The organism is Streptomyces sp. NPDC020597 (assembly GCF_044335095.1).
Classification (GTDB): domain Bacteria; phylum Actinomycetota; class Actinomycetes; order Streptomycetales; family Streptomycetaceae; genus Streptomyces.
Genome location: NZ_JBIRUL010000003.1, coordinates 143,368 through 155,739 on the forward strand (window position 1 = coordinate 143,368; position 12,372 = coordinate 155,739).

The window sequence follows — 12,372 nt, forward strand, 5'->3', positions numbered from 1 at the left end:
GTGGGCTACGGCGATTGCCGTCCGGTTTCCGTCCGGACGGCGGCACTCCGAGGGGAGGCGGGCAAGAGCGGAGATTCTAGGTGAGCCGCCGAAGCCGCGCCAACGCATTTACCCCGGCGCCCCTGAGGGACGCGCCTGCGACCCGTAGGGGACACCGCCACCCACAGGTGTACCCAGGGACTACGCCGAATGGGGACCTGGGACCGATGCCGCGCTTACGCCCCCGCGCGCACCATGGAGACATGAGTGCAGCGACCATCACCCCGGCCCCCGGTCGCCCGTCCGGCGCGACCCCCCTGTCCGACCACCACCGCCACCGCCTCGGCGACGCCCTGCGCGCGGTGAAGGTCTTCGTCGGCGCCGCCTTCGACGTCGTCGTCCTCGGCGAGTACCGCGAGGAGGCGGGCGTGCGCCGCAGGTGAACACCTGCGGGACCGCCGCCCGCCGCTCACACCGCGGGCGGCGACGATCGGCGATGCCCGCCCGCCCCCTCCAGCGCGACGTCCACCGTCTCGTGCGCCGTCCGCCGGCGCCGTCCGCTCAGCCCTCCGCCAGCAGCTCGTCCGCGTCCATGATCCGGTACGCGTACCCCTGCTCCGCCAGGAACCGCTGGCGGTGCGCCGCGAAGTCCTGGTCGATCGTGTCCCGCGCCACCACCGAGTAGAAGTGGGCCTGGTGTCCGTCCGCCTTCGGCCGCAGCACCCGGCCGAGCCGCTGCGCCTCCTCCTGCCGGGACCCGAAGGTGCCCGACACCTGGATGGCCACCGTCGCCTCGGGAAGGTCGATCGAGAAGTTCGCGACCTTCGACACCACCAGCACGCTGATCTCACCCTCCCGGAAGGCGTCGAAGAGCTTCTCGCGCTGCGCGTTCGACGTCTCGCCCTTGATCACCGGCGCGTTCAGGTGCTCGCCGAGCTCGTCGAGCTGGTCGATGTACTGCCCGATGACGAGGATCTGCTGCCCGGCGAACCGCCGCACCAGCGCCTCCGTCACCTTGCGCTTCGTCGCCGTCGTCGCACAGAAGCGGTACTTCTCTTCCGCCTCGGCGGTCGCGTACGCGAGGCGCTCCGAGTCGGTGAGATTGACCCGGACCTCCACACAGTCGGCGGGCGCGATGTAACCCTGCGCCTCGATCTCCTTCCACGGCGCGTCGAACCGCTTCGGCCCGATGAGCGAGAACACGTCCGACTCACGGCCGTCCTCGCGGACCAGCGTCGCCGTCAGACCGAGCCGCCGCCGCGCCTGGAGGTCGGCGGTGAACTTGAAGACCGGCGCCGGCAGCAGATGCACCTCGTCGTAGACGATCAGACCCCAGTCACGGGAGTCGAACAGCTCCAGATGCGGGTAGACGCCCTTCCGCCGGGTCGTCAGCACCTGGTAGGTGGCGATGGTGACCGGGCGGATCTCCTTCTTCGTCCCGCTGTACTCGCCGATCTCGTCCTCGGTCAGCGAGGTCCGCTTCACCAGCTCGTGCTTCCACTGCCGCGCCGACACCGTGTTCGTGACGAGGATCAGCGTCGTGGACTTCGCCTGCGCCATCGACCCGGCCCCGACCAGCGTCTTGCCCGCACCGCAGGGCAGCACCACGACGCCGCTGCCGCCGTGCCAGAAGTTCTCCACCGCCTGCTTCTGGTACGGGCGCAGCGCCCACCCGTCCTCGGCGAGCTCGATGGGATGCGCCTCGCCGTCGACATACCCCGCGAGGTCCTCGGCCGGCCAGCCCAGCTTCAGCAGGGTCTGCTTGATCTGCCCGCGCTCGGAGGGGTGCACGACGACGGTGTCCGGGTCGAGCCGGGCCCCGACCAGCGGCGCGACCCGCTTCGAGCGCAGGATCTCCTCCAGCACCGGCCGGTCGGTGGTGGTCAGCACCAGCCCGTGCGCCGGATGCTTGCTCAGCGTCAGCCGCCCGTAGCGGTCCATCGTCTCCGCGACGTCGACCAGCAGCGCGTGCGGCACGGGATAACGGCTGTACTGCACGAGCGCGTCCACGACCTGCTCGGCGTCGTGCCCGGCCGCGCGCGCGTTCCACAGGCCCAGCGGCGTCACCCGGTAGGTGTGGATGTGCTCCGGGGCCCGCTCCAGCTCGGCGAAGGGCGCGATGGCGCGACGGCAGTCGTCCGCCTGCTCGTGGTCGACCTCCAGGAGCAGAGTCTTGTCCGACTGTACGATCAGCGGTCCGTTCACGCGTCATCCCTTCCGCACCGGCCAAACCTCCAGTGTGCCGTACGACGTGCCGCGACGGCGGTCCGCTGGGTGGGCGGACTCCGGTCGGCCCCGGGGGAGCGGGCAACCCTGGGCGCCCTCCGTGGGTCTGACCGGGCGAGCAGGCGCGATGGGCGCGACGCGGTGAGGAGCATCACGGTATGTCGGTCCTGTCGTTCCGCAGAGGAGCGGTCGGCGTCGGAGCCGCGGCGGTGCTGGCCGCCACCGGCACCTGGGTGATGTGGCCCGCCGGGGTCGACGAGGCGCTGTGGGCCGAGGTGCGGCCGGTGATCGAGGCGCGCGTCGCGGCGGACTCGCGGGGAAGCGGTTACGGCGAGAGCGCGCCCGCGTGGAAGGCGCGCTGGTTCTGCCGTGCGGAGGCCCTCGAACTGGAGGAGCACGCGGGCGAGATACGAGCCGGCGTCAACACGCTGTGCGTCGAGTACGGGGTGCACGACCAGAGCCTTGTGCAGTGCGCCGCCGGACAGTACCCGCAGGTCGTGCGGCTCCGGAGGGACGCCGCTGCCGAGGGCGGCTACCGGGTCCTCTCCCGCGAGGAGCCGCCGGACGGCGAGGGGTACGGCCGGTGGACGAAGGCCCACTTCGGCGTCCTCGTCCGGTCCTCCCTCCGCGAGCCGATGCCGTCCGCCGCCCTGGAGTCCGCGGCCCGCGCGCACTTCGGCCTGCCGGCGGACGCCTCCGTCGGGGACTGCTGAGCCGCGAGAGCCGACGCCGACGACCGTCGCCGGCTCAGTCGTCCGCCAGTTCCGCCACTCCGGTGATCCGGTGCAGCGGGTACGTGCGGACCTCGTCCGCCGTGTGGTCGTACCCCGTCACGAAGCCGCCCTCCACCCGCACCGGGGCGATGACGCGCTGACTGGCCGAGCCCTCCGCGTTGACGTAGCCGATCCACAGCGCCCCGCCCGTGAGGACGGCGGCCTGCATGGTGGCCAGCGTCTCGGCGGAACTGGTGCGGGGCAGCTCGCCCGGGGCGAGCCTGGCGGCGTCCTCCGTCGCCCGGCGCGGCGCGGTCGCGGCCGCGTCACCCGCCCGGACGGCGCGGATCGCCGCGGCGAGCAGCGTGCCGTCGGGTACCGGCGGCCCCTCCGGCACCGGCTCGGGGGCCGTACGCGGCGGCGTGCGGTGGGCGAGCGCGCGGGTGATCAGGACGTCCCCCTCGGCGGACTCGGCGGCGGGCGCGAAGCCCATCGCCCGCAGGCCGTCCAGCAGGGCCGCCGGGTCGGCCTGCGCCGCGAGCACCGTCGGCGCCAGACGGCGCAGACGCAGTCCGGCGGCCCGCTTGTCGGCGAGGATCTCGTTCAGGATCGTCTCGTCGTCGCAGCGGACATACGCCGAGGCCGCGCCCACCCGCAGATGGCCGTGCCGGCGCGCCACGTCGTCGATCAGATAGGTCAGCGGCTGCGGCACCGGCGTACGGGAGTGCTCGGCGAGGAAGGCGTGCAGGTCGGAGGCGCTGCGCCCGGCGTCCAGGGCGCGCCGCACGGAACCGGGGGTGAACCGGTAGACGGTCGCGCCGCCCTTGGACTCGACGTCCGCGAGGACGCTCAGCACGTCGGCCAGCGGCCGCCGCAGCGGACCCGGGGCGACCGCGGTCAGGTCCGCCTGCAGCAGCACGTGGTCCAGCGGCTGCGGCAGCAGCGGGGCGAGGAGCCGCGCGGCGGCCGCGACGGCGGCGGCCTGCTCGGGCGGCGAAAGAGGTGCCGCGACGGCGGTGACGGCCCGGTGATGGGCGGGCAGTCTGTCGCCCGGGCCTGCCGGGGCGGCGGCCGCGGCGGCCCGCGCGGACCGGACGGCGGGAGGCATGCCGAGCAGCGCACGGCCGTGCGCCGACAGTGCGCCCCGGCCGGTCACGCCCAGCAGTTCGGCCTCCGTCAGAGTCCAGCGCGCGAGCCGGGAGCGGAGGTCCTCGTCACCCTGCGCGGTCCCGGAATGCCCTGGCGCGCCGTGCGCTCCCGTCGTGCCGGGACCCGCCGCCTGCGTGCCGTGCGCTCCCGCCGCCCCCGGCGTGCCGCCCTGGGCGCCGCGCAGCGGACGTTCCCAGCGCAGCCGGGCCAGCACCGTCCCCGCGTCCGGCGCGCCGCCCTCGGGCAGGCCCGCCAGCAGCGTCAGCACACGGTGGCGCACCTCGGGCGCGGCGGACCGGTCGAGGCCGGGGCCGAGCGCCGACAGCGCCCGCTCCTTGAGGTCCCGGCCGCCGACCACTCCCGACGTCCGGGTCGCCGCCAGCCATGCCCCGGCGAGCTGCGCCCACCGTTCGGCCGGCGGCCGCTCCAGCCACTCGTCGTACTCGGGGGTCGCCGCGTACCGTTCGTCGGCCTCGCCGTCCGAGGCGAGCAGCCCTGCCGCGTAGGCCAGCTCCACCCAGAACGCGGCCACCGGCTCGGCCACGTCCAGCGCGACGGCCGTCCGCTTGAGGTCGCGGACGCTGATCCCGCCGGCCCGCAGCACTGCGGGCCCGCCCTCGTCCCAGTCCTTCAGCAGCTCCTCGACGGTCGCCAGCGCCGTGTAGGCCTGGCCGGCCGCCGTCGCGTCCACCACCTGGGGCGCGTGCGCCGTGAGCGGCTCCACGGCCGGCGGCACCGGTTCGGGCGCGCGGTGCGCGCGGCCCCTGCGCAGATGCAGGGCGACCTCGCGGGGCAGTACGACGGTGCCGGGCGCCGTCGGCAGCAGCAGGGCGCGGTCGAGCAGCCAGCGCAGCCGCGCCGCCGGATCGGCCGTGACCTGACCGTACGGCGGCCCCCAGACCAGCCGCTCCAAGACCTCGAGGGATTCGGCGGGCGCTGCCGCCAGCAGTGCGGCCATCTTCCGGCGATGGGTGAACAGGGCGGTGAGCGCGCCCACGGCCGAGACCGAGTCGTGCGTCGACGGCAGGCCCACGGTCGCGACGATCTCCTGGATCCGGCCCGGCGACATGCCCGCCGTGGCCTCCCGCACACTCGGCCCGAGCCCGGTCGGCGACGGGTGCTGCGGGGACGGCGCCAGCAGCTCGCGGGCGGTGCGCACCAACCGGAGACGGTCGTCCGCGCCCCACACCAGCGCCTGCTCGCGCAGGGCGGCCAGCGCGGCCGGGAGGGCCGCGACCACGGCCTGGTCGTGGGCGTCCCCCGCCATCAGGCCGAACAGTTCCTCGCGGGTGGCCGGATCGCCGGCCACGGCCAGCGCCTCCGCCGTCTGCAGCGTGAACCGGTCGAGCCGCTCGAGCGCGCGGACGACGGAGGCACGGGTGCCGGCGCGGGTGGCGAGCTGCGTGAGGTCGGTGGGGACCGGGGTGATGAGGTCGGGGCGGGCGCGCAGCAGTGCGGCCAGGGAAGCGTCGTCCCGGGCGCGGAGCGCTTCCGCGAGGGACCGGGGGGCCGACTGGTCCTCGGTGCTCATTCTGCCCACGGTAGCGGTTGGCGTCTTCGGGGGCCGTCGTCCCGGGACCCGCGGGCCCCGATGCACTAGCGTCTTCGGCGTGGGGATCGAGAGCGACCAAGTCGTCTACGAGTATCTGAGCCGCGTCGGCGACGTCGCCCAGCAGCGGCAGTTGTCGTCGGCCACCCGGATGCGGCTCGTCTCCGAGTTGCGCAACGAGATCGAGCGGCGCCGCGCGAAGTCGCCCGTCGACTCGCCCGCCGCCGTCCGTCGCATCATCGACCGTCTCGGCAGCCCCGACGACCTCGTGTCGGCCGCGGCCGAGGGCGGCGGCACGCCGTCGACGCCGACGCCCTCCGTGCCCGTCCAGCGGGACCGCGACGCGCAGCCGGAACAGCCGGGGCGGCAGAAACAGCCGAAGCAAGGGAAACAGCCGGAAACGACGGGACGGCCGGAGGAGCCGAAGCGGACGCGCCGACCGGAACAGCGGGAATCGCAGGAACCGCAGGAGCGGCCCGAGCGGCCGAAGGGGATCCGGCGGCTCGTGCCGCGCCCGCGCACCGGCGCGCCGCCGCCCTCCGGTGTCCCCTCCGACGCGGCGTCCCCGCCGCACCGCGCGCCCGCGCACGAACTGGGCGACGGGGGAGGCGCCCCCGACTGGTGGCTGAACGAGCCGACGCCGTTCGGCCCCGGCGAGGACATTCCCGGGTTCGTCGGCGGGGTGGAGATCCCCGACCTGCTCAAGCCGCCGCCGAGCCGCAAGCCCGAGGGCGGCGCCGTCGACGCCGACGACGCGTCCGATGCCGGCGAGGGGAGCGCCGCACCGGACGACGGCGCTCCCGCCGCTCCCGCCCGCCGCCGTCGGCTGCGCCTTTCGCGGGCCGCCGGCGCACCGGCCCGCCGCTGGACCAACCCCCTCCTGCTGATCGCCGCAGGCTGTCTGGTCGCGGGCGCGGCGCTCGGGAACTGGTTCGTGCTGATCCTGGGGTGGCTCATCGCCTACGCCTCACGTCGGCTGTCCGAGCGTGAGACGAAGGCGGCGGTGTTCTGGCTGCCCGGCCTCGCGCTCACGGCCGGCCTCGTCTGGCTGTGGGGCCGCTCCGAGGGCCGCTGGGGCGCTCCGGTCGCCGAAGGCCACATGAGCGACGCGATCGCCGACACCTGGCCTTGGGTCATCAGGGGCGCCGCCGTCGCCTCCGCCCTCTTCCTGGCCTGGCGCTCACAGCGGCAGCGATAGCGGGCGCGGGCGCGGTTGACGGCCGCAGAGACGCGACGGCGGGGAACACGCGGCGGCCGGGCGGTCCGGGCCGCCGGGCAGAATGGCCGCCATGACCGCCTCCTCCGCCGCCCCCGCCCTCACCGTCGGCTTCGACCTCGACATGACCCTGATCGACTCCCGGCCGGGGATCCGGGCCGCCTATCTGGCGCTCGCCGAGCGGACGGGGACGTACATCGACGCGGACCTGGTCGTCACCCGCCTCGGGCCGCCGCCCGAGACCGAGCTGGCCCACTGGTATCCGGCGGACCGGGTGGCCGCGATGGCCGACCTGTACCGCTCGCTGTACCCCGAGCACGGGGTCCCCGGCGCGAGCGCGCTGCCCGGCGCCAGGGAGGCGATCGCCGCCGTGCGGGCGGCGGGCGGACGGGCGATCGTCGTCACCGCGAAGCACGAGCCCAACGCCCGGCTCCAGGTCGCCCACCTGGGGCTGCGGCCGGACGCGGTGGTCGGCGACCTGTGGGCGGAGCAGAAGGCGCGGGCGCTGCGCGAGCACGGGGCGAGCGTCTACGTCGGCGACCACATCGGGGACGTCCTCGGCGCGCGGGCGGCGGGGGCCCTGTCCGTGACCGTGCCGACGGGCCCGATCAGCGCGGAGGATCTGCGGACGGCCGGCGCGGACGTCGTGCTCGGCGACCTCACCGAGTTCCCCGCCTGGCTGACCGGCCACCTCGAGAGAGTGAACTCCTAACGGGCCGCGGCCCGTGCCTGGCGCCGGCCCGCCGCGACGGACCGCAGAACGCCCGCGGCCGCGATCAGGAATCCGACGCCCATGAGCATGCTCAGTCCGAACATGTACGTCGGGAAAGGCGTCGAGCCGAGGAACAGGGGGGCGACCGTGACCAGTGTGGCCACGGCGCCGACGAAGAAGACGATGGCCCCGGCACGGACCAGTCGGTCACCGGGAGCGGCGGAATTCGTTCGGGTTTCGTCACGCACCCGACCAGGGTAGTTCCCCGCCCGGCGGGACGGCCGGGGAGTCCCTCAGCGCGACGGCCCCCCGAGATCCGGCTGACGCACGTCCGGCGAGGTCTTCACCAGGTGGCAGGCGTATCTGTCGCCGTCCACCCACGAAAGCCGGTGTGTCACCGACCGATTTCCGCGTCTTGCACGCGCCGTGGACGGATATCGAACGGGGGTACCTGGGGGAGTCGTATTGCGTGAAGGAATTCCGGCGGCAACTCACCGTCATACCAACCAAGTTGATCGGGCGGTGCACGGGAGTGCCCGACGGGCCCGCCGCGGCGCGCCCCATTCGGGCGGTCCGGCGTCCGGAGCCCGGCCGGCGGGAGGCGCCGCCGGCGTCCGCGCACGACTTTCGGCCACCGCCGGTAAGCGGTGGCCCGGCCTCGTTTTAAGGCGTGCTGGGTTGGAGAGACCCCCGGTAAGCTTGCACGACTGCTATTTCAACGCGTCCGGGCCAGTCCAGGACAGATCGAGGGAGCGTGTGCTTTGCCGACTGGCAAGGTCAAGTGGTTCAACAGTGAGAAGGGCTTCGGCTTTCTCTCCCGCGACGACGGCGGCGACGTCTTCGTGCATTCCTCGGTCCTGCCCGCCGGTGTCGAGGCACTGAAGCCGGGCCAGCGTGTGGAGTTCGGCGTCGTCGCAGGTCAGCGTGGCGACCAGGCGCTCTCCGTCGTCATCCTCGATCCGACCCCCTCGGTCGCCGCGGCGCAGCGCAAGAAGCCCGACGAACTGGCCTCCATCGTCCAGGACCTGACGACCCTCCTCGAGAACATCACCCCGATGCTCGAGAAGGGCCGCTATCCGGAGAAGACCTCCGGCAAGAAGATCGCCGGTCTGCTGCGCGCCGTCGCCGACCAGTTGGACGTCTGAGCCGGCAACCGCCGCTTATCTAGGGGAAGTCGAGCGCGCCCGGGCCGAGGGGCGGAAGCAGTCCCTCGGCCGCCGCGCGGGTCAGCAGTCCGCGTACCGCCGCGTAGCCGTCCTCGCCCAGCTCGGCCGTGAACTCGTTGACGTACAGACCGATGTGCTGGTCGGCGACGGACGGGTCCATTTCCTGTGCGTGTTCCATGACGTACGGGCGCGACACCTCCGGGTCGTCCCAGGCGGCGCGCACGGAGGCGCGGATCGAGCCGGCGAGCCGGTCGAGGGCCGGCGCCCCCAGGGACCGCTTGGCGATGATCGCGCCCAGCGGGATCGGCAGGCCGGTCGTGGCCTCCCAGTGCTCGCCCATGTCCGCGAGCTTGTGCAGCCCGTAGTCCCGGTACGTGAAGCGGGCCTCGTGGATCACCAGGCCCGCGTCGACCTTCCCGTCGCGCACGGCCGGCATGATCTCGTGGAACGGCATGACGACGATCTCGCCGACGCCTCCCGGGACCTGCTCCGCCGCCCACAGCCGGAACAGCAGGTACGCCGTCGACCGCTCGCTCGGCACGGCGACCGTGCGGCCGCTGAGCCCGGCGCCGGCAGAGGGCCGCACGGCGTCCCCCGCCCCCGTGCCGGGCTCCTCGCGGGTCAGCACCAGCGGCCCGCAGCCCCGGCCCAGCGCGCCCCCGCACGGCAGCAGCGCATAGGTGTCGAGGACGTACGGCAGCACGGCGTACGACACCTTCAGCACGTCCGACTCGCCGCGCTCGGCCATGCCGTTGGTGACGTCGATGTCGGCGAAGGTCACGTCGAGCGCCGGCGCGTCCGGGACACGGCCGTGCGCCAGGGCATCGAAGACGAAGGTGTCGTTCGGGCAGGGGGAGTACGCGATCCGCAGGGGCCGCTCACTGGTCGTCATGCCGGTTCCAACTCTCGAGGACGGGCGCCAGCTTCCCGAACGCCGTGGTCAGCGCGGTCAGCGCGGCGCCGATGCGCCAGGCGTCCCGGTCACGGGGGCCGACTGCGTTGGACACCGCGCGGATCTCCGCGACGGCGACGTCGTGCGCGCCGGCCGCCTCGGCGACCCCGAACCCCTCCATGGCCTCGGCCAGGGCACGGGGGTGGCGCGCGCGCAGGTCCGCGGCGCGGGAGGCGGTGCCGGTGACCGTGGAGACGGTCAGGATCGTGCCGACGCCGGCCCCGGTGGCGGCCGCGGCCGCCCGGACGAGTGACGGGGGCGGCACGTGGGTGACCCTGCCGAAGCCCAGGTCGGTGACCGGCAGGAAGCCGTCCGCGGTCTCCGCGCCCAGGTCGGCGGCGGTGATGCGGTCCGCGACGACGAGGGAGGAGACGGGCGCAGCGGGCAGGAAGCCGCCCGCGATGCCGGCCGAGACGACCAGTCCGTACGGGGCGCCCTCGTACCGGGCGGCGGTCAGTGCGGCGGAGACGGACGCGGCGGCGAGCGCGGGGCCCACCCCGGCGGCGAGCAGGTCACAGGTCCCGCCCGGACCGTGCAGACGGTGCAGGCGCACGCCGGGCAGGTCCAGCTCCCGGCCGGGCTCGGGGAACGCCCGGGCCACCGCGTCCCGCTCGGCGGGGACCGCGGTGGCCACGAGGACGCGTACCGGGGGCGTGACTAGTCGTCCTTCTTGAGCTTGAAGGACCACAGTCCGGTCGCCGCCTGGCTCTGCTTCTTGCCGTCGCCGGCCTTGATGGTGACGAGCGTGGAGTCGCCCTGGGCGCCGTACTGGGCGTTGAAGAACACGCTGCCCGGGATCGTGCGGTAGGTCTTGTCGCTGTCCTCGGTGAGCGGCTGACCGTTCATCAGGATCGTCCAGCGCTTGTCGGCCACGTCGGGGTCGACGCCGAAGCGGACGGTCTCGTCCGGGTCGACGCTGATGGACTTGATGTCCTTGTCCGCGAGGCACGCGGTGATGTCGGCGGCCTTGAGGGGAGTGCCCTCCCCGCCGCAGGTGGCCTCGGAGCTGACCGAGTCACGGCCGACGGTGATCGTGGACATCGGCGTCGGCTTGTCGCAGGCCGACAGGACGAGCAGTCCGGCACAAACGGCGCCGGCGGCGGCGACGACGCGGCGGCGTCGCACAGCGCCAGGTACATCAGCGGCTCCGCCGCGGGTCATCGTGGTCATGGCGGAAGGCTATCGGGCGGGCCCGGCCGTCCCTTTACGTGGGGGTGCGGCGTGGCTGTGTGTCACGCCGCACGGTTACGCCACGCGGGGTTTGACGCCCCCGCCGTGCCGCGCCGAGGACAGCAGGCCGCGGACCGTGGTCGCCCAGCCCAGCGCGACGACCGCGGCGGCCACCGACAGGCCCAGCCCGCCGTTCAGCGGCATGACGATGCCGACCGCGCCGCCGAACACCCAGCACACCTGAAGCATCGTCTCGGACCGGGCGAACGCCGAGGTGCGGACCAGCTCCGGCACGTCCCGCTGGATCAGCGCGTCCAGGGACAGCTTGGCGAGGGCCTGCGAGAAGCCGGCGACCGCCGTCAGACAGGCCACCAGGAACGCGCCGAAGAACGCGGCCGCCGTGATCGTCGCGCCGAGCACGACGGCGACGACGGCGACGATGATCATTTCCGGCGCCCTGGACCGCAGCCACGCCCCGACGGCCGTGCCGAGCGCGTTGCCGAGGCCTGCCGAGACGGCCACCATGCCCAGCGACACGGCCGCGCTCTGCCCGGTCAGCGGGTGCTCGCGCAGCAGGAACGCCAGGAAGAAGGTCAGGAACCCGGACAGCCAGCGCAGGGCGGCGTTGGCGCCGAGGGCGTGCGTGACGGCGATGCCGACGGTTCGCAGGCCGGGCCGTTTCAGCTGCCGCCGGTGCGGGCCGTGCAGGTGCTGCTCGTCGGCGGCGAGCAGGGCCACGTCCTCGCCCTTCGCGGAGTCGACCTTGCGCGGCAGCGAGAAGGACAGGAAGGTCCCCGCCACGAAGATCAGGAAGGCGCCGTAGAGCGGGTAGCGCGGGCCGAGCGCCTGCAGCCCCGCTCCCACGGGCGCGGCGACGCCGGTGGCGAGGAGACCGCCGAGAGTGACCCGAGAGTTGGCTTTGACCAGGGAGAACCCTGGGGGCAGCAGTCGGGGCACGACGGCGCTGCGGACGACTCCGTACGCCTTGGAGGAGACCAGCACGCCGAGAGCGGCGGGATACATCTCGATGCTGCCGGTGGCGACGGCGCCGGACAGGACGAGCGCGAGGAGCGCCCGGGCCAGCATCGCTCCGGCCATGGCGGCGCGCCGCCCGTGCGGGAGCCGGTCGAGCAGCGGGCCGATCACCGGGGCGAGGACCGTGAAGGGGGCCATGGTGATGGCCAGGTAGAGGGCGACGCGGCCGCGCGCCTCGTCGGTGGGCACGGAGAAGAACACGGTGGAGGCGAGCGCGACGGTGATCATGACGTCGCCGGCGCCGTTCACCCCGTGCAGTTCGATCAGCTTGCCGAGGCCGGACTCGCCGGCGCCGTGCGCGTGGGTCGCCTTCCTGATCCCGCGAGCGGTGCCGGTGAACGGGAAGTGCAGGGCACGGCCGATCGCGCGGACGGACCCGCTCCTCCGGCCCGAACCGCTCACTCTGCTCCTCCCCTTGGTCCCCTTCGTCGCACCGATCCCGGTGGCGCCCTGGGGTGTTCTCGCGGCTGCCACCCCGTCATAGTGCCCCGAGAAAGCCGTGCGT

Annotated in this window: 12 protein-coding genes; 5 read left to right on the forward strand and 7 right to left on the reverse strand. The window is 74.1% G+C overall.

The window, feature by feature from the left end:
• The first annotated feature begins 242 nt into the window (after positions 1–242).
• Positions 243–422, forward strand: a complete 180-nt coding sequence (locus tag ACH4ZA_RS06830) for a hypothetical protein (RefSeq protein WP_319276007.1) — start codon at positions 243–245, stop codon at positions 420–422.
• Positions 423–540: 118 nt separating this feature from the next.
• On the opposite strand, the gene ACH4ZA_RS06835 is transcribed toward ACH4ZA_RS06830, so the two are convergent.
• Complete coding sequence (locus tag ACH4ZA_RS06835) at positions 541–2,184, reverse strand: DNA repair helicase XPB (RefSeq protein WP_319276008.1); 1,644 nt, start codon at positions 2,182–2,184, stop codon at positions 541–543.
• A 179-nt stretch (positions 2,185–2,363) separates the two neighbouring features.
• Between ACH4ZA_RS06835 and ACH4ZA_RS06840 the strand changes: the two genes are divergently transcribed.
• Positions 2,364–2,918 (forward strand): hypothetical protein, encoded by a 555-nt coding sequence (locus tag ACH4ZA_RS06840; RefSeq protein WP_319276009.1) that lies wholly within the window; start codon positions 2,364–2,366, stop codon positions 2,916–2,918.
• Positions 2,919–2,952: 34 nt separating this feature from the next.
• Here the strand turns inward: ACH4ZA_RS06840 and ACH4ZA_RS06845 are convergent, their stop codons facing one another.
• Positions 2,953–5,598: a helicase-associated domain-containing protein gene (locus ACH4ZA_RS06845; RefSeq protein WP_398428350.1), complete on the reverse strand. Its 2,646-nt coding sequence runs from the start codon at positions 5,596–5,598 to the stop codon at positions 2,953–2,955.
• A 79-nt stretch (positions 5,599–5,677) separates the two neighbouring features.
• On the opposite strand from ACH4ZA_RS06845, the gene ACH4ZA_RS06850 reads away from it, so the two are divergent.
• A complete protein-coding gene (locus ACH4ZA_RS06850) occupies positions 5,678–6,814 on the forward strand; it encodes a hypothetical protein (protein ID WP_398428352.1) in 1,137 nt (378 codons plus the stop codon).
• Positions 6,815–6,905: 91 nt separating this feature from the next.
• Positions 6,906–7,544: a haloacid dehalogenase-like hydrolase gene (locus tag ACH4ZA_RS06855; protein WP_319276012.1), complete on the forward strand. Its 639-nt coding sequence runs from the start codon at positions 6,906–6,908 to the stop codon at positions 7,542–7,544.
• Here ACH4ZA_RS06855 and ACH4ZA_RS06860 read toward each other — a convergent pair.
• Positions 7,541–7,792 carry a hypothetical protein gene (locus ACH4ZA_RS06860; RefSeq protein ID WP_319276013.1) on the reverse strand — a complete coding sequence of 84 codons (252 nt, stop codon included), beginning with the start codon at positions 7,790–7,792 and terminating at the stop codon, positions 7,541–7,543. The genes ACH4ZA_RS06855 and ACH4ZA_RS06860 overlap by 4 nt on opposite strands.
• 513 nt (positions 7,793–8,305) lie before the next feature.
• Between ACH4ZA_RS06860 and ACH4ZA_RS06865 the strand changes: the two genes are divergently transcribed.
• Entirely contained in the window at positions 8,306–8,689 is a 384-nt protein-coding gene (locus ACH4ZA_RS06865; RefSeq protein WP_057579095.1) for a cold-shock protein, read from the forward strand.
• 19 nt (positions 8,690–8,708) lie between these two features.
• Here the strand turns inward: ACH4ZA_RS06865 and ACH4ZA_RS06870 are convergent, their stop codons facing one another.
• From ACH4ZA_RS06870 to ACH4ZA_RS06885, 4 genes are all read right to left on the reverse strand, one after another.
• Positions 8,709–9,602 carry a 1,4-dihydroxy-6-naphthoate synthase gene (locus ACH4ZA_RS06870; protein WP_319276014.1) on the reverse strand — a complete coding sequence of 298 codons (894 nt, stop codon included), beginning with the start codon at positions 9,600–9,602 and terminating at the stop codon, positions 8,709–8,711.
• On the reverse strand, positions 9,589–10,296 hold the full coding sequence (locus tag ACH4ZA_RS06875) for a futalosine hydrolase (protein WP_319276015.1): 708 nt from the start codon (positions 10,294–10,296) through the stop codon (positions 9,589–9,591). Before ACH4ZA_RS06875 ends, ACH4ZA_RS06870 begins: the two co-directional genes overlap by 14 nt.
• Before the next feature lie 23 nt (positions 10,297–10,319).
• Complete coding sequence (locus ACH4ZA_RS06880) at positions 10,320–10,832, reverse strand: DUF2771 domain-containing protein (protein ID WP_319276016.1); 513 nt, start codon at positions 10,830–10,832, stop codon at positions 10,320–10,322.
• A gap of 75 nt (positions 10,833–10,907) precedes the next feature.
• Positions 10,908–12,341 carry an MFS transporter gene (locus ACH4ZA_RS06885; RefSeq protein WP_319276017.1) on the reverse strand — a complete coding sequence of 478 codons (1,434 nt, stop codon included), beginning with the start codon at positions 12,339–12,341 and terminating at the stop codon, positions 10,908–10,910.
• Positions 12,342–12,372: the final 31 nt, after the last annotated feature.

Coding starts and splice junctions, on each gene's coding strand:
- ACH4ZA_RS06880 (WP_319276016.1), bottom strand. CDS start 10,832: ATGACCACGATGACCCGCGGCGGAGCCGCTGATGTACCTGGCGCTGTG.
- ACH4ZA_RS06870 (WP_319276014.1), bottom strand. CDS start 9,602: ATGACGACCAGTGAGCGGCCCCTGCGGATCGCGTACTCCCCCTGCCCG.
- ACH4ZA_RS06855 (WP_319276012.1), top strand. CDS start 6,906: ATGACCGCCTCCTCCGCCGCCCCCGCCCTCACCGTCGGCTTCGACCTC.
- ACH4ZA_RS06830 (WP_319276007.1), top strand. CDS start 243: ATGAGTGCAGCGACCATCACCCCGGCCCCCGGTCGCCCGTCCGGCGCG.
- ACH4ZA_RS06845 (WP_398428350.1), bottom strand. CDS start 5,598: ATGAGCACCGAGGACCAGTCGGCCCCCCGGTCCCTCGCGGAAGCGCTC.
- ACH4ZA_RS06840 (WP_319276009.1), top strand. CDS start 2,364: ATGTCGGTCCTGTCGTTCCGCAGAGGAGCGGTCGGCGTCGGAGCCGCG.